The organism is Allokutzneria multivorans (genome assembly GCF_039537405.1).
Taxonomy (GTDB): domain Bacteria; phylum Actinomycetota; class Actinomycetes; order Mycobacteriales; family Pseudonocardiaceae; genus Allokutzneria; species Allokutzneria multivorans.
This window is the reverse complement of the sequence record NZ_BAABAL010000027.1, coordinates 58,187-81,910: the sequence shown is the minus strand read 5'-3', so window position 1 is coordinate 81,910 and position 23,724 is coordinate 58,187. Positions and strand designations below refer to the sequence as shown.

Annotated in this window: 19 protein-coding genes; 8 read left to right on the top strand and 11 right to left on the bottom strand. The window is 68.8% G+C overall.

The window, feature by feature from the left end:
- Positions 1-26: 26 nt before the first annotated feature.
- Positions 27-1,532: a hypothetical protein gene (locus ABD798_RS36045; RefSeq protein ID WP_344885774.1), complete on the top strand. Its 1,506-nt coding sequence runs from the start codon at positions 27-29 to the stop codon at positions 1,530-1,532.
- Here ABD798_RS36045 and ABD798_RS36040 read toward each other — a convergent pair.
- The 6 genes from ABD798_RS36040 to ABD798_RS36015 are packed head-to-tail and all read right to left on the bottom strand — an operon-like array spanning position 1,498 to position 8,395.
- Complete coding sequence (locus tag ABD798_RS36040; RefSeq protein ID WP_344885771.1) at positions 1,498-2,313, bottom strand: serine hydrolase; 816 nt, start codon at positions 2,311-2,313, stop codon at positions 1,498-1,500. The two genes, ABD798_RS36045 and ABD798_RS36040, sit on opposite strands and share 35 nt — an antisense overlap.
- The gene (locus tag ABD798_RS36035; protein ID WP_344885769.1) at positions 2,310-4,280 is read right to left on the bottom strand and encodes an NB-ARC domain-containing protein; all 1,971 of its coding nucleotides are present in this window, start codon (positions 4,278-4,280) and stop codon (positions 2,310-2,312) included. The genes ABD798_RS36040 and ABD798_RS36035 overlap by 4 nt, the downstream gene beginning before the upstream one ends.
- Positions 4,281-4,301: 21 nt before the next feature.
- The gene (locus tag ABD798_RS36030; RefSeq protein WP_344885766.1) at positions 4,302-5,477 is read right to left on the bottom strand and encodes a macrolide family glycosyltransferase; all 1,176 of its coding nucleotides are present in this window, start codon (positions 5,475-5,477) and stop codon (positions 4,302-4,304) included.
- Positions 5,478-5,506: 29 nt separating this feature from the next.
- Positions 5,507-7,066 (bottom strand): YibE/F family protein, encoded by a 1,560-nt coding sequence (locus ABD798_RS36025; RefSeq protein ID WP_344885762.1) that lies wholly within the window; start codon positions 7,064-7,066, stop codon positions 5,507-5,509.
- 37 nt (positions 7,067-7,103) lie between these two features.
- On the bottom strand, positions 7,104-7,493 hold the full coding sequence (locus tag ABD798_RS36020) for a GntR family transcriptional regulator (protein ID WP_344885760.1): 390 nt from the start codon (positions 7,491-7,493) through the stop codon (positions 7,104-7,106).
- Positions 7,490-8,395, bottom strand: coding sequence for a hypothetical protein (locus tag ABD798_RS36015; RefSeq protein WP_344885758.1), 906 nt, complete (start codon positions 8,393-8,395; stop codon positions 7,490-7,492). Before ABD798_RS36015 ends, ABD798_RS36020 begins: the two co-directional genes overlap by 4 nt.
- Positions 8,396-8,578: 183 nt before the next feature.
- Between ABD798_RS36015 and ABD798_RS36010 the strand changes: the two genes are divergently transcribed.
- Complete coding sequence (locus ABD798_RS36010; RefSeq protein WP_344885755.1) at positions 8,579-12,820, top strand: GH92 family glycosyl hydrolase; 4,242 nt, start codon at positions 8,579-8,581, stop codon at positions 12,818-12,820.
- 192 nt (positions 12,821-13,012) lie between these two features.
- Here ABD798_RS36010 and ABD798_RS36005 read toward each other — a convergent pair whose 3' ends face one another.
- The gene (locus ABD798_RS36005; RefSeq protein WP_344885752.1) at positions 13,013-13,729 is read right to left on the bottom strand and encodes an SDR family NAD(P)-dependent oxidoreductase; all 717 of its coding nucleotides are present in this window, start codon (positions 13,727-13,729) and stop codon (positions 13,013-13,015) included.
- 99 nt (positions 13,730-13,828) lie between these two features.
- On the opposite strand from ABD798_RS36005, the gene ABD798_RS36000 reads away from it, so the two are divergent.
- The 5 genes from ABD798_RS36000 to ABD798_RS35980 all read left to right on the top strand — a co-directional run bounded on the left by ABD798_RS36000 (position 13,829) and on the right by ABD798_RS35980 (position 17,340).
- Positions 13,829-14,461 (top strand): TetR/AcrR family transcriptional regulator, encoded by a 633-nt coding sequence (locus ABD798_RS36000; protein WP_344885749.1) that lies wholly within the window; start codon positions 13,829-13,831, stop codon positions 14,459-14,461.
- 52 nt (positions 14,462-14,513) lie between these two features.
- Positions 14,514-15,293, top strand: a complete 780-nt coding sequence (gene pgl, locus ABD798_RS35995) for a 6-phosphogluconolactonase (protein WP_344885746.1) — start codon at positions 14,514-14,516, stop codon at positions 15,291-15,293.
- A gap of 312 nt (positions 15,294-15,605) precedes the next feature.
- Positions 15,606-15,989, top strand: coding sequence for a hypothetical protein (locus ABD798_RS35990; RefSeq protein ID WP_344885743.1), 384 nt, complete (start codon positions 15,606-15,608; stop codon positions 15,987-15,989).
- Between the two features lie 359 nt (positions 15,990-16,348).
- A complete protein-coding gene (locus ABD798_RS35985; RefSeq protein WP_344885740.1) occupies positions 16,349-16,483 on the top strand; it encodes a hypothetical protein in 135 nt (44 codons plus the stop codon).
- A gap of 59 nt (positions 16,484-16,542) precedes the next feature.
- Positions 16,543-17,340 (top strand): glycerophosphodiester phosphodiesterase, encoded by a 798-nt coding sequence (locus ABD798_RS35980; RefSeq protein WP_344885737.1) that lies wholly within the window; start codon positions 16,543-16,545, stop codon positions 17,338-17,340.
- Between the two features lie 3 nt (positions 17,341-17,343).
- Here ABD798_RS35980 and ABD798_RS35975 read toward each other — a convergent pair whose 3' ends face one another.
- The 4 genes from ABD798_RS35975 to ABD798_RS35960 all read right to left on the bottom strand — a co-directional run bounded on the left by ABD798_RS35975 (position 17,344) and on the right by ABD798_RS35960 (position 22,429).
- A complete protein-coding gene (locus ABD798_RS35975) occupies positions 17,344-18,546 on the bottom strand; it encodes a cytochrome P450 (protein WP_344885734.1) in 1,203 nt (400 codons plus the stop codon).
- Positions 18,547-18,560: 14 nt separating this feature from the next.
- Positions 18,561-19,463, bottom strand: a complete 903-nt coding sequence (locus tag ABD798_RS35970; protein WP_344885731.1) for a lantibiotic dehydratase C-terminal domain-containing protein — start codon at positions 19,461-19,463, stop codon at positions 18,561-18,563.
- 13 nt (positions 19,464-19,476) lie between these two features.
- The gene (locus ABD798_RS35965; RefSeq protein ID WP_344885728.1) at positions 19,477-22,113 is read right to left on the bottom strand and encodes a lantibiotic dehydratase; all 2,637 of its coding nucleotides are present in this window, start codon (positions 22,111-22,113) and stop codon (positions 19,477-19,479) included.
- A 169-nt stretch (positions 22,114-22,282) separates the two neighbouring features.
- Positions 22,283-22,429 carry a thiocillin/thiostrepton family thiazolyl peptide gene (locus ABD798_RS35960; RefSeq protein WP_344885725.1) on the bottom strand — a complete coding sequence of 49 codons (147 nt, stop codon included), beginning with the start codon at positions 22,427-22,429 and terminating at the stop codon, positions 22,283-22,285.
- 212 nt (positions 22,430-22,641) lie between these two features.
- Between ABD798_RS35960 and ABD798_RS35955 the strand changes: the two genes are divergently transcribed.
- Positions 22,642-23,715: a hypothetical protein gene (locus tag ABD798_RS35955; RefSeq protein WP_344885721.1), complete on the top strand. Its 1,074-nt coding sequence runs from the start codon at positions 22,642-22,644 to the stop codon at positions 23,713-23,715.
- The last annotated feature ends 9 nt before the right edge of the window (positions 23,716-23,724 follow it).

The window sequence follows — 23,724 nt, the reverse complement described above, 5'->3', positions numbered from 1 at the left end:
GGGCGACGCTCCAGACTGAACGTTGTGTGCTGGTGGTTCTGCACAACATCACCACGCTGACCAGAATGCGCGATGTCCTGCCGATCTTCGCTTCGGACTTCCGCGTGCAGCTCTTCGCCACGTGGAGCGGATCCGATCCGTTCACCCACGGCCTGCGCGAGGAGCTGGACAAACTCGGCATCATTCTCGTTCCGTGGGAGCAGGCCGTCGCGCAGCGCTTCGACCTGGCCGTCTCCGCCAGCCACCACGGCGGACTGCGCGAACTCACGACCCCCGTGGTGATCCTCTCTCACGGAATCGGGTATACGAAGTACGCGCCGGGTGACAGGGAGGTTTTCGGCCTTTCCGAGGAGTGGGTGCTGCGCGACGGCAAGCCGCTCGCCGAAGCCCTTGTCCTCTCGCACAGCGAACAGCTCGACCGGCTGGCTCCAGCCGCCGTGCCGAGCGCGGTCCTGGCGGGAGACCCGTGTTTCGACCGGATGCGCGCCAGCCTCGGGCTTCGCGAGCACTACCGCCAAGCGCTGAACGCCGGTGATCGCAAGGTCATCGCCGTCTCCTCGACCTGGTCCTCCGCGTCGCTGCTCGGTGCTGGTCCGGACCTGATCAGGCGGTTGTTGGCCGAACTGCCGCTGGACGAGTACCGCGTGGTCGCGATCGTGCACCCCAATGTCTGGCACTGGCACGGGCCCTTCCAGGTCCGCCTGTGGTTCGACGAGTGCCTGCGCGCAGGGCTCACGCTCGTACCGGAAATGGAGGGCTGGCGGGCTTCGCTGATCGCGGCGGACTGCGTGATCGGCGACAACGGCTCGGTGACCGCCTACGGCGCGGCGCTCGGGAAACCCGTGCTGCTCAGCGCTTTCCCCGACGTGCCGCCCGGTTCACCCGTCGACGCTCTTGGCAAGCTCGCTCCCCGGCTCGACAGCGCTCGTCCCCTGCGCGCGCAGATCGACCGCGCGATCACCGAGCACTCCCCCGGTCGCTACCAAGCCGTCACGGACCTCGTCACCGACGCGCCGGACGAGTCCGCTGGGCTACTGCGCGAACTCTGCTACCGACTGCTCGATCTTCCTGTTCCACCAAGCGATGTGGTCCTCGAACCGCTCAGCGCCGACGGGCTCGACAGCGGACGGGTCACCGCGTTCACGGCGAGCTGCGAGGTCGGCGAGGTCACCCGCCTCACCCGCTTCGGCCTTGAATCCACAAAGGACGGTCACATCGTCGCGCACGCGCTGCATGCCGGTCGCGGTGTCAGGCGCAACACCGACATCTTGTTCCGCTACGCCGATGAGGCCTTCGCGCTCGAAGAACGCGAGATCGTCGCCGTGATCGGTGATGACCAAGCGCAGGTCACCAGCCGTGACGGGCGAACGTGGGACGTCAGCGGTGACGGCGATCCCACCGGTTTTCCGTCCATTGTGTACTCGTGGATCGCCGCCGGACTTGACCTGCCGTCCACGATCACCGTGCGGACCGGCGCGATCCACTACGACCTGAGTGTCACGGAAAGAAGCCCTCGAACAGCAACGAGCTGATCTTCGACGTCGTCTCGGCGCCGACCTCGAAACCCTTGTCGATCACCTTGGTGTTGCTCATGATCGCGACCGTGTAGCGCTCGGCCGGACCGGCGAAGCCGACCGAGTTCACCACCCACGAGCCGTCGTCGTTGTCGTCCGACCAGCCGTTCTTGTTGCCGGGCATGGCTTTCGGCCCCGCCGCCCACACGCCCCACTGCTGGTTCGGCGCGACCGTGCGCAGTTCGTTGACGAGGTAGGCCCGGTGCTGCGCGGGCAGCATGTTCAGCACGAACGTCATCACGCGATCCAGGTCGTCCGGCGTGGTCAGAATCCAGCCCCAGTGGTGCGGGTGCTCGGCGGTGAACCGCATGTCCGTCATGCCTCGCGAACGCAGTCCCGGTTCGAACGCCGCCTCGCCCCCGAAGCGGTTCCACAGCGCGTGCGCGGCGTCGTTGTCGCTGGTGTGCAGCGCGTCGTGGATGAACTTGCGGTCTTCGTCGGTCAGCCGTACAGCCCCGGAGTCATTGCGCAGCAACAGGTCCACGGCCATCGCGAGCTTCGGCGTCGAGCACGCCCACGCGTGGGTGGCCGCCGCCTGGTTCCGCCACACCGCCCCCGTCTGCCGGTCTCGCACCACGATCCCGGTCACGCCAGGCCGTGTTTCGGCGTACTTCATCGCGTTCGCGACCCGCTCGGCAAAGTCGACCGGAGGTGTCGTCAGTGTTGCTGGGGCGGACTTGACCGGCACCGCGCACGCGGCGAGCACCACGACGATGACCGCCACGAAGAACCACTTCATCGCAGCACGCGCTCAAGATCGTTGACGAGTCCGAGCCGCCGGTAGATGTCCGCCGCCCGCTCCAGGCTCCGCTCGGCGCTCTCGGGCCGCAGCCGCGCGAGCAGCTCAAGCGCTTGTGCCTGCTGACACGGCATTCCCTCGGCTTCGAAGTCTGCGACCGCCCGCTCAACGCCGTCTGGCTCCGCGATCAGCACCAGGACCCGTGCCGCGTTCCCGCGCTCGCCGTGCGCGACGAAGTAGTCCAGGGACTTCCTCAGCTCCGCAAGATCCGCGTCAGCACCGAGCGTACGGCCGATGTGCATGCGCAGCAAGGCTTCCGCACGCGCACGCAGCTCCTCGGGCACGTCGATGTCCCACGCTTCGCGGAACTTGGCGAGCGCCGCCACGAAATCCTCGGCCTGCGCCAGTACGATACCGGTCCACTCCAGAACGCTCTGCCGATCGATCGACTTGGACACCAGCCTGAACGCGTCTTCAAAGCGTTGCAGGGCAAGGGGAAAGTCCCCCACGGCCTCGGCCGCGATCCCCGCGAGCTTGTACGCGTGCCCTGCCACTCCGGAGTCTCCGAGGGCCTCGGCAGCGGTCGCGGCGCGGTCGTGCGCTTCGGCGCGGTCCTCCAGGAATCCGGATTGGTAGTGCCACTGTGCGAGGGCGTCGGTGAGTTCGCAGACCACCCGATGCTCCTGCAACCGGCTCGCCGTCCGGATAGCCGCCCGGAAGTTGAGGCGTTCCGCAGCGAGTTCGGCCAGTGCGTCCTCACGCGACTCGTGAGCGGGCTCGGTGCTCTCCCACAGCTCCTTCGCGAGCATCGGCCGCTCCGGGTGGATCACCTTGCCCAGGGCCAGCGCGCGGCGCAGGTACCAGGACACTCCTCGTCGCAGCGCGCCAAGACGTTCGGATTCCCTTTCAGCGACAGCGGACGCGTGCTGCTTGATGAGGCCGTGGAAGGAGTACCGGCCGTCGGCAACGCCGAGCAGGTTGCTCTTGCCAAGCGCACTCAGCGCTCTGCGAGTGTCCACATCGGACAGTTCGAGCACGGCACGGGCGAGCGGCAGCGTGAAGTCCGACCCGAAATGCCCGCCCAGCAAGCGGTACGCCCGCGCGGGCTGAGGCGCGAGTTCCCGATAGGACACCTCGAAAACGGCTTCGACAAGGCGGTCTTCCTCGATCGACAGCTCCTTGAAGAGCTGCCTGCTGTCGCTGAGCACCGACACGTACTCCGCGACCGAGGCGTAGTCGCCCGTCGAGAGCCGGACCGCCGCGACGTGCAGCGCCAGCGGCAGGCCGTCGCACAGCCGGGTCAGCGCGCGCAGGTGCTCGGGCTCGTCCGCCAGGTCCTCCGCGACCAGCGAGACGAACTCGCGCGCGACCTCGTCGGAGAAGCGCTCGACGACGAGTGGGCTGAAGCCCCGCAACTTGAGTCCGTCGAGTCGGTTGCGGCTCGTGACCACGACGGCGCTGTTGTCCGAGCCGGGCATCAGGTTCTTCACCTGCTGGGCGCTCACCGCGTCGTCGAGCACGATGAGCAGCTTCAACTCGGCGGTGACGGAGCGGAACAGTGCGGCGCGCTCGTCCTCGGTGTCGGGGATGTTCTCCACGTCGAACTGCCGGAGGAAGAAGAGAAGCACGTCGGCGGGCGCGGCCGGACCGCTGTCGCCGGAGCCGTTGAGGCGGTAGAACAGCTGGCCGTCGGGGAACTGCTCCTTGATCAGGTGCCCCCAGTGGACGGCGAGCGTCGTCTTGCCGATCCCGGGCGCGCCGGTCACCGCCACCCGGATCGGACCTTGGCGTTTGCCAAGCACCTCCAGCTCGGCGAAGCGGTTGAGGAAGGACGCCACGTCGCCGGGCAGCATGCGGGGCACGCGGACCTCCACCGGCTTTCCGCCCAGGTAGATGGCGTTGACGTCGCGAGCCTGCACCGCGGCGCCGAGGACGTCACCGGTCAGCTCATTGCGCGTTTCGCCCATGGCGCTCGACCCTACCGACGATCACCTCGGAGCGTGATCAAAGCGACACGATGCGTCGGCTGCCTCGCGCAGTGCCCCGGCCGCGACGACGGGCCCGTTCTGGGCGGTGACGCGCGCCCGCAACGCGTCGACGGACGCGCGCACGGCGGGATCGGTGGTGAGCTTGTGCGCTATGAGCCGCAGCAGTTCGGGCTGGAGCTGTTTGGCGTCCACACGGATACCGGCCCCGAGCTCGGCGACGCGGCGGGCGTTGACCTGCTGGTCGAGGATCCGCGGCACGAGGATCATCGGCACTCCGGCGGCGAGGGCTTCCATGGTGGAGTTCATCCCGGCGTGCGTGAGAAAGACGTCGGCGTGCTCCAACAACGCGGTCTGCGGAATGCTGCGGCGCGCGATCACGTTGGGCGGCAACGGTCCTAGGGCTTGCGGAGCCGTCGGGCCGGTCGCGATCACGACGAGCTGGTCAGCGTCGGCGAACGCCTCGACGATCGTGCGGAAGAACGCCGGCCCCCTGGTGAACACGGTGCCCGGGGACACCAGCAGCACGCGGCGGCGCTCGATCTCCGACCACGGGAGATCGCCGCGCTCAGCACGCGCGGTGGTGAGCGGGCCGACGAAACGGAAGCGCGGCCCGAAGCTGTGCGCGGCGGGCTGGAGCTCGGGCAGCGTATTGATCAACACGAGGCGGTGGTCCCGCGCCGTCTCGACCGCCCACGGGTGCAGGCGCCGCGCCCACGGCTTGCGGAGCAGGTCACCGACGGCGGCGCCGAGGTGCCGTTGGACGGTCGAAGCGATGACGTGCTCGTTCTGCGCGTAGGTGGTGCTGAACAGCACCGTCGGCACACCGCGCGCGCTGGCCATCTGGAAGACCTTCGGGACCATCGGGTCGTAGACCACCAGATCGGGCGACCCCGCACGCAGCTCCACGCGCAGCAGCTCGTAGATCGCCTTGCGGTCGGCGAAGGTCTTGGTCAGCCGCCGCACCTCGTCGACCGGGTCGAACCGCTCCGGGACGATCACGTGGGAGCTGGTCGGCAGCCGGAGCACGTGCGCACCGGTCGCCGCCACGGCGTCGGCGAAGTTCGGCGCGACGACAACGCTCGCCCGGTCCCCGGACGTGGTCAGTTCGCGCAGCACCGGCAGCAGCGGGTTGATGTGCCCGTGCGAGGAGTACGGCACGAAGAGGAAGTCGGCCACGCCCCGACCTTAATGATGTTCGTGGGGCCTCAGGTCTGGTCGGGGACGCGGTGGCGGGCGGAGTTCAGCCGTTCGTGGCGCGAGCGCACCGGTGGCTCGACGAGCGGGATGCCGATCGGTGTCGTGACCTCGTTCGCGTTCTCCGGCGGGGCTTTGCGCGCGGGGCGGCGCGGCAGCGGCTCCGGCGGTTCCTCGGCGATCGGCTCGGGATCGGGTTCCGGCTCGACGACGACAGCGGCCGGGGCAGCGTCGGGCTCCTTCTCCGGCACGGGTTCGCGGACGGCGACCAAGGCGGCGAGCAAGGTGGTCACCGGGACGGCCGCGACCAGGCCGATGCTGCCGACCAGCGTGCGGACGACCTCCTGCGCGACCGCCTGCGCCGTGACCAGGTCGCCGAAGCTCCGCCCGGACAGCGAGTAGGCGAGCATCATCGGCAGCGCCGCCCCGGCGTACGCCATGAACAGCGTGTTCACCGCCGAGCCCACGTGGTCCCGGCCGATGCGCAGACCGGCCGCGTAGAGCTTGCGCCAGCCGAGCGCGGGGTTGGCCAGGCGCAGCTCCCACACCGCGCTGGCCTGCGTCACGGTCACGTCGTCCAGCACGCCGAGCGCGCCGATCACGATCCCGGCCATCAGCAGGCCCCGCGCGTCGATCTCGTGCCCGAGGATGCCGATGAGGTTCGCGGTGTCCTCGTCGAGGCCGGTGAGCTTGGACATCGCGCTGAACAACCACCCGAGCAGGCCGATCAGGCCGAGGCTGCCCAGGATGCCGAGCACCGCGACGGACGTGCGCGCGGTGATGCCGTGCGTCAGGTACATCGCGACGAACATGATCAGCCCGCCGGTGACCACAGCGACCGTCAGCGGGTCCTCGCCGGCCAGCATCGACGGCAGCGCGAAGAACACCAGCAGCAGGAAGCTCAGTGCGAGCGCCCCCAGCGCGGCGAGCCCACGCCAGCGCGCCAGCACGAGCACGGCGAGCGCGAACAGCACCGCGAGCACCGTCAAGGGCAGCCCGCGTTGGAAGTCCACCACCTGGTAGGAGGCACCGGAGAACGGGTCGGAGCCCTTGCCCGCGTAGGCCAGCACGACCTCGTCGCCGACCGCGAAGCGCGGGGTGCTCGGCTCGATCGGCGTGCCGGGGATGGTGATCGTGCGCTCGGAGGCGGGACCGTCCATGAGCTTCACCGACAGCGACAGGCACTGCCCGGCCCCGCACTCCCCCGCTTTGGCCGCGGTGATCACGCCCTGCACCGGCACCTGGTTGAGGCCGACGCGCGTGCCCGTGGCCTGCTCGCGGCCGAACGGGTAGAGCACCAGCGCGCCGATCAGCGTGGCCAGCGCGCACGGGATGAGCAGCACGGCGAGCAGGATGCGCACCTTGCGCGAGGCCGGGGCGACCGGCCCGTGACCGTGGCCGTGCCCGTGTCCGTGGCCCGGGCCGTGGCCGACTTCCGACTCTGCCTTCCGCCTGCGCTTGGGCGCGGTCTTGGCACGGGCCTTGGGCTTGGCCTGCGCGTCGGGGTCGGCCTTGCCAGCGGCGTGCCGACTGGCCGCGCGCCTGCGGCGTGGCGGTTCGCTCGCTTGCACGGCCCAATAGTGCCTTCAGACCAACGCGATCCCCAACTCAGCCGGGTCCGGCGACCCCGCGCAGCACGCGCACCGCCTCCTCCGCGCCGATGCCGAGGTTGCGCGCCGCGGCGAGGTACGCGGCGGCGGCGACCTCCAACTGGGTCTCGGTGTCCGCTCGCACCCGCTCGGTGTCGACCGCGAGGGACTCCGCGACGAACGTGCCGTGCTTGCCCCGGCTGACGATCAGTCCCGAGTGCTCGAGCTCGCGGTAGGCCCTGGCGATCGTGCCGCTGGCCACACCGAGGTCCTTCGCGAGCTGCCTGATGCTGGGCAGGCGCGCGCCGGGGACGAGCGCCCCGGAGGCGAGCATCCGCAGAACCTGCGCCCGGATCTGTTCGTACGGAGCGACGCTGCTGCGCGCGTCGATCGTCAGGTACAGGTTCATCCGACGTCCGCCCGGTTCTCCACCGGCGCGGTCCACTTGATCACGGGCACGACCGCCATGATCAGCCATACCAGCACGCCCGCGAAGGCCAAGGCGCTCGCGACGATCCAGAGACCGCCGTCGCTCTGCGGCAGCGTCGTCCGGTCGCAGCTCATCGCAACCGACCCCAGAGCCTGGGGCACGAGAACGGCCAGCAGGACCAGGTGGACGCCGTTGCCCACGCCGAGCACCCGGCGCGCGGACAGCCGACGCAGGGCGAGGTCCAGCCGCGGAGAATCGATGAGGTCGTCAACGACCGGACGGTGCACGGCGCGGTACAGCCCGGCCACGGTCAGCACGCCTGCCAGTCCGGACAGCAGCAGGACCTGGGTGGCCAGGGCGTCGGACAACACGTCGTAGCCCTTCGCCCAGGGGAAGACGCCAGGCCGCTGAACGCACTGCCCGGTGTCGATCATCAGTCCGTATCGCCAGATCAGGGCGGCCGATCCGGCCAGCGTCACCGCGCCCAGCCCCGCGGCCACCGCGATCTCCTTGGCGGAGAGCACGTCCCGCCAGGACCTCGACGTCAACGAGACCCTTCGGGAGATCGGCGTCCACGTGCGCGCGAGATCGGCGAGCAGGCAGGAGCCGAACGTCGCCAGCAGCGGGGTCAGCAACTGCACGAACTCCTGGTGGCCCCCTGTGAACATCATGATCGCGACGGACACGACCAGTGCGGCGGCGAGCCCGAGCCAGGTACCGCGCGCGCTCCGCAGGAACACCTGCTCCACGACGCGGTCACCGGTCTCGGCGCGCCGGGCCCGGTGGCCGAGCACCAGCACCAGCAGTCCCACCACCAGCAGCACCAGCAGCACGGTCCCGACAGAGCTGTTGATCGCGGACTGGATCTCCAGATCCTCCACGAGGTCACCCCTTCGTCCATGTATCAATGAGTTGACACATTGATACACCGTGCGGCCCGTGGCGCGCACGCCGAGCGCGGACATGTTTCCGGACAAGGCGGGACGAACTTCTTGACAACGATGTCACGCGTCGTTGTGCTGACCCCGGCAGACGGGACACCTCAACGCGGAGGCTTTGGCTCGATGACGCACAGGTGGGCGAGACGATCACGGAGAGCCCTGGCGGGCGCGCTGACCACGGCGCTCGCGCTGTCGGTGGTCGGCACTGGGCAGGCCGCACCCGCGGCCGCCGCGGACTTCCAGTCCTCCTTCGAGGCGGGTGAGCCGCAGCCGAGCTGGACCGACACGGTCGAGACCGACGCGGCGGGCAAGCCGAAGTCGGGCGGGGTCAACGGCAACGACGGGATCAGCATCCCCGGCAACGTGACCGACAAGGTCACCGACGTGCGCGCCAGCGCGGAGAACACGGGCGGCGGTGAGCTCAAGGAGAACCTCATCGACGGCAACACCAGCTCCAAGTGGCTGGCCTTCGCCAACACCGGCTGGCTGGAGTTCACCCTCTCCGAGCCGATCGCGATCACCAGCTACGCCGTCTCCTCGGCCAACGACGCACCGGAGCGCGACCCGAAGAACTGGAAGCTGCAAGGGTCGCAGGACGGCAAGGCTTGGTCCGATGTGGACGTCCGAAGTGGACAGAGCTTCGCCAAGCGCTTCGAGACCAAGAAGTTCGAGCTGACCAACACCGTCGCGCACAAGCACCTGCGCTTCGAGATCACCGCCAACAACGGCGGCGCGGCAACGCAGTTCTCCGAGATCCAGTTCGCGGTGAAGGCCAGCTCCGAGCCCGCGCCGAACATGCGCAGCCGCGTCGGCAAGGGCCCCAACGGCGGCTACGCGGCGAAGTCCAACGCGGGCTACACCGGCACGAAGGCGTTGCAGTTCCTCGGTGAGCACGTCGCGAAGGACCGCGGCTACTCCTACAACAAGGTCTTCGACGTCGATGTCGCGGTGAAGCCGGACACCGAGCTGTCCTACCTGGTGTTCCCGCAGTTCATCCCGGACGACCTCAAGTACCCGAGCACGCACGCCTCGGTGGACCTGGCGTTCTCCGACGGCAGCTACCTGAGCGAGCTGGGCGCGAAGGACCAGTACGGCTTCGAGCTCTCGCCGAAGGGCCAGGGCGCGTCGAAGTCCTTGTACACCAACCAGTGGAACAAGCTGCGCTCGAAGATCGGCACCGTCGCGGCGGGCAAGACGATCAAGCGCGTGCTCGTCGCCTACGACAACCCGTCGGGCCCGGGGAACTTCGCGGGCTGGTTCGACGACTTCCGCATCGGGGCCGAGGTGAAGAAGGCCTACGCCACGCCCGCCGACTACGCGCTCACCACGCGGGGCACCCAGTCCACCGGTGGTTTCTCACGTGGCAACAACTTCCCCGCGACCGCGGTCCCGCACGGCTTCAACTTCTGGACGCCGATGACCAACGCGGGCTCGATCAGCTGGCTCTACGACTACCACAAGGCCAACAACGCTCAGAACCTGCCGACCTTGCAGGCGTTCACCACCAGCCACGAGCCGAGCCCGTGGATGGGTGACCGGCAGACGTTCCAGGTCTTCCCGCAGTCCGGCGCGCCGAACATCGACCGCGTCGCCCGCGCGCTGCCGTTCAAGCACGAGAACGAGATCGCCAAGCCGCACTACTACGGCGTGACGTTCGAGAACGGCATGCGCACAGAGATCGCGCCGACCGACCACGCGGCGCTGTTCCGCTTCACTTTCACCGGCAACGACTCGAACCTGTTGTTCGACAACGCCAACAACAACGGCGGGCTCACGCTGGACATCGCCAAGGGCGTGGTGAGCGGCTACTCCGACGTGAAGAGCGGCCTGTCCACCGGTGCCACGCGGCTGTTCGTCTACGCCACCTTCGACCGCCCCGTCTCCGGCGGCGGCAAGCTCACCGGCGCTGGACGCGACAACGTCACCGGCTACCTGAAGTTCGACACCAGCTCGGCGAAGACCGTCACGATGCGCATCGCCACCTCGCTGATCGGTGTGGAGCAGGCCAAGAAGAACCTGGAGCTGGAGGCCACCGGTTCCTTCGAGTCGGTCCGCGACCGCGCGCAGCAGGCGTGGAACGAGAAGCTGAAGGTGATCGAGGTCGAGGGCGCGAGCGAGGACCAGCTCGTCACCCTGTACTCCAACCTCTACCGCCTGTTCCTGTACCCGAACTCCGGGCACGAGAACGTCGGCACCGCAACGGCTCCGGTGTACAAGCACGCCAGCCCCGTCGCCCCCGCTGCTGGTCAAGACACCGCGACGCAGACCGGCGCGAAGATCGTCGACGGCAAGGTCTACGTCAACAACGGGTTCTGGGACACCTACCGAACCACGTGGCCCGCGTACACGCTGCTGACGCCGGAGAAGGCCGGTGAGATGGTCGAAGGCTTCGTGCAGCAGTACAAGGAGGGCGGCTGGGTGTCGCGCTGGTCCTCCCCCGGCTACGCGAACCTGATGACCGGGACCAGCTCCGACGTGTCCTTCTCCGACGCGTTCCTCAAGGGCGTCACCAACTTCGACGTCCAGGCCGCCTACGACGCCGCCGTGAAGAACGCCACCGTGACCCCGCCCAACGCCAACGTCGGGCGCAAGGGCCTCGACAAGTCGATCTTCCTCGGCTACACCCCGACCACCACCGGCGAGGGCATGTCGTGGGCGATCGAGGGCTACGTCAACGACTTCGGCATCGCCACGATGGCCAAGGCGCTGCACGACAAGGCCGCCCCGAACGACCCGCGCCGCAAGGAGTACGCGGAGAACCACGAGTACTTCCTCAACCGCGCGCAGAACTACGTGAACATGTTCGACAAGTCCGTCGGCTTCTTCCAGGGCCGCACCGAGGACGGCAAGTGGCGCGTCACCCCTGACAAGTACGAGCCGCGCGAGTGGGGCCACGACTACACCGAGACCAACGCGTGGAACATGGCGTTCACCGTGCCGCACGACGGGCAGGGCCTGGCCAACCTCTACGGCGGGCGCGCCGGGCTCGGCAAGAAGCTCGACCAGTTCTTCAGCACTCCGGAGACCGCCGGTTTCCCCGGTTCCTACGGCGGCGTGATCCACGAGATGCTGGAGGCCCGCGACGTCCGCATGGGCCAGTACGGGCACAGCAACCAGCCCTCGCACCACATCCCGTACATGTACAACTACGCGGGTCAGCCGTCGAAGACGCAGGAGAAGGTGCGCGAGATCCTGTCGCGGCTCTACGTCGGCAGCGAGATCGGCCAGGGCTACGCGGGCGATGAGGACAACGGCGAGCTGTCCGCTTGGTACATCTTCAGCGCGCTCGGCTTCTACCCGTTGCAGATGGGCAAGCCCGACTACGCCGTCGGTTCACCGCTGTTCACCAAGGCGACCGTGAACCTCGGCGGCGGCAAGAAGCTCGTCGTGTCCGCGCCGAAGAACAGCGCGAAGAACATCTACGTCCAGGGCCTCAAGGTGAACGGCCAGAAGTGGGACAAGACGTTCCTGCCGCACGACGTGCTCGCGCGCGGCGGCACGCTGGAGTTCGACATGGGCGCCACCCCGTCGGCTTGGGGCACCGGGGAGAACTCCGTCCCCGAGTCCATCACCAAGGGCTCTGAGGTGCCGCGTCCACTGCGCGACACCCCCGGAACCGCGAGCTCCGCTCCGCTGGCCGACAACACCTCGCAGACCCAGGCCGTTGTCGACTCCGTGCAGTTGCAGGCGTCGACCGCCGAGCGCGTGGAGTTCTACACGTTGACCTCCGGCAAGGACGGCGCCGACCCGAAGAGCTGGAAGGTCAAGGGTTCCTACGACGGCAAGACGTGGACCACCGTGGACGAGCGGGACGGCCAGAGCTTCTCCTCGCGCCAGCAGACCAAGGCCTTCAAGCTCGCCAAGCCCGGCCACTACACGTGGTACCGCGTCGAGTTCGGCGGCAAGGTCACGCTGTCCGAGGTCGAGTTCCTCAGCAAGCCGCGCGCCGAGTGCACCACCACCATCACCGGTGAGCGCTCCGGCCCGCAGACGCTGAGCGGCGTGGTGTGCCTCAAGGACGCCACCATCACCGGTCCGGTGACCATCGCCGCGGGCGCGTCCGTGCACGCCTCCGGCGGTCGGATCATCGGCCCCGTCCGTGCGACCGGAGCCGTCGACGTGGTCCTTCTGGGCACCCACGTCACCGGCCCGGTGGACATCTCCGGCAGCACCGGCGTCGTCGGCGTGGAAACCGCTCGCGTCACCGGCCCGCTGTCCCTGGTGAACAACACCGGCTCGGCCGCCGTCGCCGCGAGCACCGTCGTCGGCCCGGTCACCTGTTCCGGCAACACGACCGCTCCGTCGAACAACGGTCTCCCCGTTGGCGGCACCGGTCCCCGCTCCGGCCAGTGCACGGGTTTGTGACCGCGCCCTGACCACGCACTGACCGCGCTCTGATCACGCGAGGCCCCTCGATCCGTCGAGGGGCCTCGTTTCGTCTCCGGGTTTGAGGCGGTCAACGATGATCAACAGCGGGGTTTGCTGGTCTTGAAGACACCCCACCCCCCGGTGGCACACGATGAGCCCGCGGCGGTGTGGTTTGGCGGTCGGCCACCCTCACTTGCCGAAGCTGCCCACGAGCACCTCGGCGCGGTCGCGCGTGGCGTAGAGGTCCCAGAAGTGCTCGGCGAAGACCTCGGGGCTGATGACCTCGGGCTCGAAGTCCAGCGGTGTCGCGGTGAGCGCGCGGTGCGGGACGCTGCCCTCGATGAGCGCGCCGACGTTGACGGCTCCGACGTACACGCCCTTCTCCGCGAGCGCGCCGTTGAGGTTGTGGAAGTAGTTGCGCAGCGCCGCCTGGGCCATGCCCGCGTTGCCGAGGAACGGCGTCGGGTGGACGCCGGACTGCCCTGCGGTGAACAGGATCGCGCCGTCACCGCGCGCCTCCATCGCGGGCAGCACGGCTCGCACGAGCGCGACACCGGAGAGCAGGAAGCGGTCGAGGATCAGCTGGAGGTTCTCCGGCGTGACGTCGAGCGCGGGCGCGATGCCCTCGCCCATGGAGCCGCCGCCGGGGTTGAAGGCCACCACGTCGAGCTGCCCGAACTGCTCGGTGATCGCCGCGACGGCGGAGGCGATCTGCGCGCGGTCGTAGACGTCGGCGGTGAACCCGGCCGCCTCGATGCCCTCCTCGGCCAGTTCGGCGACGAGGCCGTCGAGCGTCCGCGCGGTCCTGGCGACGAGCGCGACGCGGAAGCCCTCGCGGCCGAAGCGGCGGGCCGTGGCCATGCCGAGCACGGGTCCGGCGCCGAAGATCGCGAGCGTCCTGGTCATGGGGTGTCCCTTCGGTCGAAATAAGTTGAGGAATCCCTCAACTACGGCCGAAGGTACACGCAAGTTGAGGACACCTTCAACTTCGTTAGGATGGACGGCGTGACCACGCCGAGGCCGCTGCGCAAGGACGCCCAGCGCAACCGCGAGCAGCTCGTCCGCGCCGCGCGGGAGCTCTTCGCCCAGCACGGGATCGACGTGGCGCTGGAGGAGATCGCGCGCGCGGCCGGGGTGAGCATCGGGACGCTCTACAACCGCTTCCCCGCTCGCCAGGACCTGGTGGACGCGGTGTTCGAGGACCGGGCGGAGACGGTGTCACGGCTCGCGGAGCACGCGCTGTCGCTCGATGACCCGTGGGCGGGGCTCGTGCACTTCCTGGAGCGCGTGTGCGAACTCCAGGCGGCCGATCGCGGCTACAACGACCTGGTGTCGCGGCGCGTCCCGCAGGCTTCGCCCAGCGAGGGCTACCAGCGCGGGTACGAGCTGATGTCGCGGATCGTCGCGCGCGCCAGGGAGAGCGGCCAGCTCCGAGCCGACTTCACCTTGGAGGACATGGCTTTCGTGACCTGGGGAACCACCAGGACCGTGGAGGCCGTCGGCGCTGTGCGGCCCGAGATGTGGCGGCGGCACCTCGCACTGCTGCTCGACGGGATGCGCGCCGACGCGGCGCACCCGCTGCCCGAGCCGCCGTTGCGCCCGGAGGAGCTGGCGCGGGCGATGGGTCAGGGCTGCTGAGCGCCACGCCTAGGATTGGGCCGACCAGGTGATGAGCACGAGAGGACCAAGAGTGACCCGACCGCAGGTAGTGGTGCACAGCTCCCCCGATCTGCTCGCGGCGGCCGCCGCGGCGCGGCTGGTGACCAGGCTCGTCGACGCGCAGACCGCGCGGGGCTCGGCCTCGGTGGTGCTGACCGGCGGCGGTACCGGGATCGCCGTGCTCGAACAGCTGCGCGAGCTGCCCGCGCGGGACGCCGTGGACTGGTCGCGGGTCGACATGTACTGGGGCGACGAGCGATTCCTGCCCGCCGGTGACCCCGAGCGCAACGAGACGCAGGCCCGCGCCGCGCTGCTCGACCACCTCCCGGTCGACCCGGCGCGCGTGCACGTGATGGAGCCCAGCGACGGGCGCTTCGGCAACGACCCCGAAGCCGCTGCGGCGGACTACGCGGAGGTGCTCGCGCGCGCGGCGCGGCCGGAGGACCACGGGCCGGTGCCGACCTTCGACGTGTGCATGCTCGGCATGGGCGGCGAAGGCCATGTGGCGTCGGTGTTCCCGTCCTCGCCCGCCGTCTACGAGACCGAGCGGACCGTTGTCGCGGTGCGCAACTGCCCCAAGCCCCCGCCCACGCGGATTTCCCTGACGCTGCCCGCGATCCGGCACGCCACCGAGGTCTGGCTGCTCACCACCGGCGAGGCCAAGGCCGCCGCGGTGTCCATGGCGCTCGGCGAGACCGGTGAGGTCCAGCTGCCCGCAGCCGGAGCGCGCGGCCAGCTCCGCACGCTGTGGATGCTCGACCGCTCCGCCGCCGCCAAGGTGCCCGGCGTTTTCCTGCCGCGCCTGGTCTGAGGTTGTCGAGAAAGCCCCGGTCCGCTTCCGAGCGAGCCGGGGCTTTGTTTTGCGTTCTGGGCCTCAAGGTGCACATCGAGGTGATCAAGGGGAAGCGGAAATCAGATTCACGCTTCGACGCGTGCGAGGCGGAAGACGGATGCTCCCCGAGGATGCACCTGGACCAAGCGGGCGGCGAGCGTCCGTTTGTCGCAGCCGTGAGCACCCGATCACCTCGCGTCTTGCGCACAGGGTGAAACCGCTGGACCGGCGAGTGATGGCTTCCTAGCTTCACGCGGGCACCATCAACTTCTTCGATCATGAAAGGCCATCATGCGCAGCACACGAGGCAAGGTCGGCACCGTCGCACTCCTCACCCTGTCCACGATGTTCTTGAGCGCGCTCCCGGCGATGGCCTCCTCCGTAACAGAAACGGTGGCTGACGGCTTGGACCGTGCGTACGCCAGCAATCTCTACTCTCCGCAGAACGGTTACGAAGCGGTCATCAAGCTGTGCGACGAGGAACCGGACGGGGATACCGTTTACGGAGAGTTCCGCACGCACAACGGCACGCTCTACACCCTCACCGACGTCGCTTGGGGTGATTGCGCGTGGGGCTACCCCAAGGGGGAAGGAAACCAGATTTACGCTTTCCGGATCCGTGAGGACGGCGACCCGTGGTCCGCGTGGAAATCCATCTCCAAAGCGCCCCGCTGAGCAACACGAGCTGTGCGTTCCGGTCGGGGTGTCGCTGTGGGTCGGGGTGTCTTCAAGACCGCCGAACCCTCCCGTTGATCATCGCTAACCGCCTCTAACCCCTGTGACGACCGGCGATCTGCAGCAGTACCGCAGCGTGGCTGGGTCCCGGCGCGGAGGTCGTGCTCGTCACCGACGCGAGCTGCCTCGACGCCGGACCCGGCTACGCGGACGTGGTGCGTTCGAGCACTGAACGGGCAACCCGCTCGGCGACCACGAGTCACTCCAGGGCGGGGTGCCGCACCCGAAGTTCTTCGGCACCAGGGCTCCGCATCACGACTACTTCCCTCTGGACTACTGGCACACGCTGCTCCACGTGCGTGCAGCCCTGGCGCCACGCCGAGCTGATGTCGCGCGCCAACACCACCTTCTTCACCGAGCTGTGCGTTCGGTGGCACCGGACGCACACCGCGCCCCCGCCGCCGTTTGCCGACGTCGCGGAAACGCCGCGCTGACGAAGTCGGTCTCACCGGGAATCATCGCCGGGTCGTTCCCGCTACCGACTGGAGAACCCATGCTCCGCCGAACCGTCCTCGTCGCGGTGGTCGCCGCGCTGCTCGGCGCGCCCGTTGTCGCCGAGGCCGCCCCGAAGACCACGAACATCGCGCACCGGGGCGCCTCCCACGACGCACCGGAGAACACCCTCGCGGCGATGCGCCTCGGCGTGCGGATGGGGGCCGACCTGGTGGAGACCGACGTGCAGCGCACCAAGGACGGCCACCTGGTGCTGATGCACGACACCACCCTCGCGCGCACCACCGACGTCGAGCAGGTGTTCCCGGCGCGGGCGCCGTGGAAGATCGCGGACTTCACCCTCGCGGAGATCAAGCGGCTCGACGCGGGCTCCTGGAAGAACCCGAAGTTCGCGGGCGAGCGCGTGCCCACGCTGCCGGAGCTCCTGCGCGTGCTGGCCCCGTCCAAGGCCGGCCTGCTCCTGGAGGCGAAGGCGCCCGAGCTCTACCCCGGCATCGAGCGCGAGATCACCAGGCAGCTCGGGGCGTGGCCGGTCCACGCGCAGGTGCAGAGCTTCAACTGGCCGTGGATCAAGGCCTACCGGGCGCTCTCACCCAAGGCGGTGCTCGGCGTGCTCGGCACCCCGAAGGTCGAGGAGCTGGCCGAGATCGCCCGCTACTCCGACCAGGTCAACCCGCCGCACGCCTCCGCCACCGCCGACTACGTGGCCGCCGTGCACAAGCACCGGATGAAGGTCAACGTGTGGACCGTCGACACCGCCGACCTCATGCGCGCCCTCATCGCCCGCAAGGCCGACGGCATCATCACCAACCGCCCCGACGTGCTCAACGCCCTCTGACCCTCACCAAGTCACCGGGAGCGCGTGCAACCCGTAGACGCCCGCGTTGTCCTTGAACGGCAACTCCGCGACGGGAGCGGCCAGCCGGAGCCCGGGAATCCTGGAGAACAGCTCGGTGAACACGATCTCCAGCTCGATCCTGGCCAGGTTCTGCCCGATGCACTGGTGGATGCCGTAGCCGAAGGCCAGGTGCTGGCGACCGCCCCGGCTGATGTCGAGTTCACCGGGGTCGGTGAAGACCGCCTCGTCGTGGTTGCCGGAGGCGCTGAGCCCGATGACGCCCTCGCCCGCGCGGATCAGCACCCCGCCGATCTCCATGTCCGCGAGCACGACCCGCGAGGTCACCTGGTCGCCGATGCTGAAGTGGCGCAACAGTTCCTCGACGGCGGAGGGGACCAGATCGGGGTTCGCGCGGAGCTTGCCGAGCTGGTCGGGGTTCTCCAGCAGTCCCACCACGCCGAGGGCGATCATGTTCGCCGTGGTCTCGTGCCCGCCGACGAGCAGCACGGTGGCCATGCGGACCAGGCCCTCGTCGTCGAGCACCTCGGCGTCGCGGTTCTTCTCCACCAGCCTGCTGAGCAGGTCGTCACCGGGCTCGGCGGTCTTGGCCGCGATCAGCTCGGTGAAGTACTGGTGCAGTTGCTGGTGCGTGCGACCAAGCTCCTCGTAGCCGGTGGAGACCGACAGCAGCTTCGCGGTGCACTCGCCGAAGAACTCGCGATCGGCGTAGGGCACCCCGAGCAGCTCGCAGATCACCATCGACGGCACGGGAAGCGCGAGCGTCGTCATCAGGTCGACGGGCCCGCCGGCGGCGAGCATCGCGGAGAGGTGCTCGTCCACGATCTCCTGGACGCGCGGGCGCAGCTGGAGCATCCGCCGCGCGGTGAACTCGGAGATCACCAGCTTGCGCTGGGCGGTGTGGTCGGGCGGGTCCATCGCGAGCATCACCGGCCGCTGCTGCTCCATCACCTCCTGCGGCACGTCGAAGGACAGCGGGTAGCCGGGGTGGGCCATGTTCGAGCTGACGTCGGGGCTGGCCAGCAGCTGCCGGATGTGCTCGTGCCGGGTGAGCAGCCACGCCTGCCGCCCGGAGCCCAGCGTCACCCTGCTGATCGGCTGCTCGGCGCGCAGGGTGGCGTAGGCCTCCGGCGGGCTGAGCGGGCACGTCCTCGGGTACGGGAAGGAGCCCGTCTGCTGGTCGGTCATCGTCTGTTCCGCCTTCACTGACCGATCGCCTCTTCGAGCCCCCTGCGCACGATGTACGCCACGAGGCCCTCGCTGGCCGGGACCAGTCCGAGACGGTTGTTCGTGGTGTGAATGTAGTTCGAGAGGCAGCTCAGGTACGGCGTGCCGTCGAGGCTGAGCTGCCGCACGTCGGCGTCGGGCGCGGCACCGCACAGCGACCGGGCGCGCGCGGCGGCTCCCGCGCTGATGTCGTGGAAGACGTCCGCAGTCGCGCCCCTCAGCCAGACCGAGGCGCACAGCTGGGTGAGCTGCGCCGAGACCCCCTGGTACAGCTTCGGCCACGCGCGCCGCATCTCCTCGGGCGCCCACTTGCTCCAGTAGTCCTCGTACTGCTGGAGGAACACCTTCGCGGCTTCGGGGTCGAGCCCTGCCCCGTGCAGGAACATCGCCATGATCCTGGCGGCTTCGCCGATGGGCGCGCGCCTGGTGCCGACCGGCGTGTTCTGCGCGACCAGCAAGTCCAGGACAGCGGCGGAGGTCTCCCGGAACAGGATCTCGGCGCTCGCCACTCCGTCCACGCCGCCGTATTTGCCGTACTCCGGCTCGTAGGCGGCCGGATCGAGGGTGCCGACCGCCCGCGCGTCCCCGGTGACCTCGCCTTCCAGGCGCGCGAGTTCCGCCTGGTGCGCCAGCCCCAGCTCGTACTCCTCGCGAGCCTGCTCCGCGAACTCCGGCATTGCCTCGGCCAGTCCCGCGAGGACGCGATCGACGGCCGGGGCGGCGTCGGGGCCGGTGCGCATCCGGAGCCGGATGTGCGGCCCGCCCTGCCAGTAGCGCAGGAAGAAGAAGTGCTCGTACAGCCCCTCGGCGCGCAGCAGCGGAGCGACGACGGCGCGCAGGAAGTGGTCGTGCAGCGAGGGCGACAGGTGCAGGTGCACCGGCCGCCACCGGCTATTTGTCAGTGTGTAGCTCAACGAAGAACTCCTCTGCTGCGGTCCAGCCGGTGTCGGACCCGTAGTCCTCCACCGAGGGCAGGCACTCGCGGACCGACACGAGCACGTCCTCGCGTGAGAGCGCGGACTTCGCGAAACTCCGCACCAGGTAAGGGTTTCGGAAGTCGACGTACATCGGCTTGTGCACACTGGCGCGGCGAAGGTGACCGAAGTCGGCCCACTTGCGCGTCACCTTCCTGCTGCGCCCGGCCATGATGTCGCGCTCCTCGGCCGTCTGGCACAGCACGAAGGCGTGCCGGGGAAGGCCCTGCGAACGACGCCACGCGTCGAAGGCCGTCAGCGCCTCGAACGAGTCGCGGCTGAGGTCCTGGAGCATGGGGATGTCAGCGGCGGCCACGGTCCAGGTCCTGCGGTCGGCGACGACGTCACCGACGACGAGCCTCGGCGCGGTCGCGGTCGGCTCGCCCTGGTCCAGGATGTCCTCCAACGGCTTCCACAGGACGCGGTTGGACGGCGACAGCGCTTCGAGCAGGCGGTAGAGCAGCGGTACGCCGATGGGGGTCAGGAAGTTCATCGGGACCAGGTCGAGCGCCTCATTCGCCTCCGGGTCCCACAGCCGCAACGCGTTCGTGCCGGGTTCCACGCAGACCTCGAGCCGGTCCAGCCGGTAGCGCGTGCGGTCCTCCCCGAGCGATACCCCGCCGGGGTAGTCCACCACCCGCTTCGTCACCGCCGGGTGCAGGTTGAAGTTGAACCCCAGCACGGAGTTGAGGTCGACCTGACCGGGGAACCGGCTGTCCAGGTGCTCCCGCTGCGCGGACTCCAGCGACCAGCTGTCGGTGCCTTTGATGAACGAGCCGAACCGCGAGTAGTAGACGCCGTACCCGGTGAGCAGGCCGTTCACCACAAGCGTGCGGTCGTGGCCGGGCAGCGCGCCCCTGGCGAACTGGGCGCGGAAGGTCACGGACTCGGTGTCGACGAGGTCTTCCACCCCGTCGCAGGCCCGCTGGATGTCGGAGGGGTCCAGGTGCACGACCCCGTCACCGGGCACGAGACGTTCGCGGATGATGCGCAGGGCTTCGGCGCGCTGGGCGCGGAACTTGTCGGCCGCGTCCAGGCCGCGCCCCATCAGCACGTCGACCTGGTCCTGATCGCTCAACGACGAGAACGCGCCGAAGAACTCCAGAAACGGCATGGAGCGTCGCTCGCCGAGCACCCCGGCCGCGAACGCGTGCAGGCCGAGCCGCCGCACCTGGTTGTTGTCCATCAGCGACGCGAGTCGCCACAGCGCGCTCAGCGCGGGACGGCTGCGCTCGACGGTCTCCACGTCCCAGGTCTGCGGCGCGGAGCTGGTGGGGGTGTCCTCGAAGACCGGGGACTTGAGGACCTCCTCCGGCGGCGGTGAGCCCTTGACCAGCTCGGCGATGGCGGTGATCGACCGGTACGCGGAGTCCAGCAGCGCCTGGCGCTCGGCGGCCGGGGCGGCGGCGAAGTCCGTCTCCAGCTTCGCCAGCTCGGCGAAGTGGCCGCGCACGGCCTCGGTTTCCGCCGTGCCGCCCTCGGCGAGCATCTCGGCGACGCGGCTCAGGTAGTCGGGGTCGTGGTCGTCGGCGAGCGGGCGGAAGAACAGCACGCCCGCGCGGCTCAGTCCGTGCACCACGTTGCGGCTCACCGACTCGTCACCGGTGACGGCGGTGAGTGCGGCCAGCACCTCGGTCGCCGGAGCACGACGCTCCGGCATCGCGGTGAGCAGCGCGTCGAAGATCTTCTCGCGGCGCATCTTGAGCACCGCCTCGCGCGGGATGTCGCCGTTGCCCTGCGATCCCGGTGCCACTCCGACGAACTCCACCACCTCGGAGTCGTGGCGCAGCGTGGAGTTCAGCAGCAGCCACCCGGTCTCCAACCCGCCAGGAAGGCGCGGCACCACCGCGAGCACCCAGTTGACCAGCAAGCGGTTCAGCTTCGTGACGGACTCGTCCGGCTCCCGCGCGGCAGCGGGGACGGCGGCGCCAGGGTCGTGCGGCGGGAAGGCGCCGAGCTCGGTGAAACGGCCGAACGGCGAGGGCTTCATGCTCGCCCGGTAGGCGAAGTTGACCAGGGAGGACTCCAGCACCCGCGCCTTGCTCGGCTTGGGCGGCTTGCCGGAGCCGGAGACGAAGTCGCGCAGCGCGCGGTGCAACTGCTCTCCGGAGAGCTGAAGGCTCCTGCCCATCGCGTCGTGCTCGAAGAGCGCGCGGAACCCCTTGGTGGCGGCGGCTTTCTCGTCCTCCAGAGCCCGTTCGGCCGCGTGCTCGCAGCCGTCGGCGCGCTCGCCGAGCCCGGTCCAGCGCTCGATCTCGGCGAGCAGTTCTGTGTCCAGGTGCGCGCGCAACGGCTCCACCCGGGTGCCGACGTGGTCGTGCCTCAGGTTGTGCACGTCGCGCCGGAGCTTGATCAGATCGGCCCGCGCGCCGTCGTCGACGACGGGCACGAGCGCGCCGAGGCGGTCGGACAGGCTCGCGGCGACCGCGGCGATCTCCTGGCGCAGCTCGCCCAGCTCATCGACGCGCGCCCAGGTGGCGCTGAAGGCCATCCCGGCGAGCTCGCTCAGCGGGAGGCGCCCCCGCCGGTAGACGACGTACGGACTGACGCTCACGTTCATCGGAGGTTCCCCAGCTTGCTCGCACGGGCCCGGTACCTAGAAATAATCAAGCCCCTCGGTGTTCTCCACAAAAATGCGCAGCTCTCCACAAAAATGCGCACAAAAAAGCCACCGCCGAGGTGCACCTCGACGGTGGCTTCAGCATGTTCCCCAGATCCTGTTATCAGGAAGAGGACGACGAAGACGTCGAAACGCTGGTGGTGGTGCAGGACGAAGCCATCACCTGCGACAGCGCGTCGTCACCCTCGCTGATGCCGGCCATCAGGTCGGAGATCTCGAGGACGTTGAGGTCCAGTTCCTGCTTGTTCATTTGCTCTCCTTTAATCGGGTGAATCGCTATCGACGCTAATCAGCAAACCGCGCACCGCGCAACGAGGATGCGAGTGACGAGGATCACAATGCATAAAGATGTTTTGACGTTGACGCAGAGGCGATAGCGACGAGATAAGGTCGATACATACGCTGGGGCGGGAACGCTCATGCGAAGGAACACTTACGCGGTCGATCTGAGGGAGCTCAGCCATGCACTTGTTCGCAGTCGTGCCATGGGAAGCTTCTTCACGTCTCAATGAAACCGCTGCTCTGATCGGCACAATTTTCTCGCCGGAGCGGACAGAAAGGCACGGCGCGTACTACTTCGTGCGCACGCGCGACCACCGCACGGGCGCCGAGGCGCTGCAGATCAGCGTCTCGGAGGTCACTGACCCCTCCGACCTGCGAAATCTCCTGCTCAGCGCCGCTCGCGAGCACGGACGCGAGGCCACGGTGGAGGAGGTTCCGCTCCACTCGCTGCCCTCGCCGCTGTGGAACTCCGGCTTCGACGGACCAGGCTTCCCCGAGCTGTCACAACGGCTCTATCAGCGTGCGTCCCCCATTCTTGCCACCTTTCTGAACCGAGTCGAACAGGCGAAAAGCCCTCTTCAGTCGGCACTCGACGCCATCAAGCTGATGGTGGCGCACACCAGGGCGACGCTGCTCGACTCACCCCAGCGGAGCCTCGCGGGCTACGAGTTCCGGGACTTGCTGTCGCTGCGCCTGCTCAGCTACAGGTCCCATTTCGAGGCGATCTACCCCCGCACGAAGGACCCGGCAGCACTCGAGGCGGCCTGTGCGCGTTTTTATGGACAGGTCGGGCCCGATGTGCACAAATTTGTCACCGATTGCGGGGACCCCGATACCGGCCCGACGGAAGATCCGCTGATCCGGCAATGGACAGAATTTGTTATGTCCATTTCAGGACAACTGGCCGAAGAGTTCCGGGACAAAACGGTCATCGACGCCGGGCGGACGCTGGAGGACCTCGTCCGCGAACGGGGTGGCCCCGTGGAACCCACCCGTTTCCACACGCCGCGGATACCAGAGCTGGAACACCTGCTCCACCGCGATTTCGATTTCTTGTCATTCCGGCTGCTGACAAGTCTTCTCTACAGCTGCCTCTACACGCTGGGCTTCAGCCTTCCGGAGCGGTACGTGTACTGCTACGTCGCGGCGCGCGCCAACGAAGAGGTCGCGGGCGGATCGATGCAGACGCTCTCGGCGGACCTCGACGAGTTGGCCAGGCGCGTCGCGGCGGTCTCCGCGACCGGTGCGGAGTAAGGAGACCAC

What these genes read in the sequence shown, in the direction of transcription:
- ABD798_RS35960 (WP_344885725.1), bottom strand. Translation starts at nt 22,429, where the DNA reads ATGAACAAGCAGGAACTGGACCTCAACGTCCTCGAGATCTCCGACCTG.
- ABD798_RS36010 (WP_344885755.1), top strand. Translation starts at nt 8,579, where the DNA reads ATGACGCACAGGTGGGCGAGACGATCACGGAGAGCCCTGGCGGGCGCG.
- ABD798_RS35990 (WP_344885743.1), top strand. Translation starts at nt 15,606, where the DNA reads ATGCGCAGCACACGAGGCAAGGTCGGCACCGTCGCACTCCTCACCCTG.
- ABD798_RS36040 (WP_344885771.1), bottom strand. Translation starts at nt 2,313, where the DNA reads ATGAAGTGGTTCTTCGTGGCGGTCATCGTCGTGGTGCTCGCCGCGTGC.
- ABD798_RS36035 (WP_344885769.1), bottom strand. Translation starts at nt 4,280, where the DNA reads ATGGGCGAAACGCGCAATGAGCTGACCGGTGACGTCCTCGGCGCCGCG.
- ABD798_RS35980 (WP_344885737.1), top strand. Translation starts at nt 16,543, where the DNA reads ATGCTCCGCCGAACCGTCCTCGTCGCGGTGGTCGCCGCGCTGCTCGGC.
- ABD798_RS36020 (WP_344885760.1), bottom strand. Translation starts at nt 7,493, where the DNA reads ATGAACCTGTACCTGACGATCGACGCGCGCAGCAGCGTCGCTCCGTAC.
- ABD798_RS35975 (WP_344885734.1), bottom strand. Translation starts at nt 18,546, where the DNA reads ATGACCGACCAGCAGACGGGCTCCTTCCCGTACCCGAGGACGTGCCCG.
- ABD798_RS36005 (WP_344885752.1), bottom strand. Translation starts at nt 13,729, where the DNA reads ATGACCAGGACGCTCGCGATCTTCGGCGCCGGACCCGTGCTCGGCATG.
- ABD798_RS35955 (WP_344885721.1), top strand. Translation starts at nt 22,642, where the DNA reads ATGCACTTGTTCGCAGTCGTGCCATGGGAAGCTTCTTCACGTCTCAAT.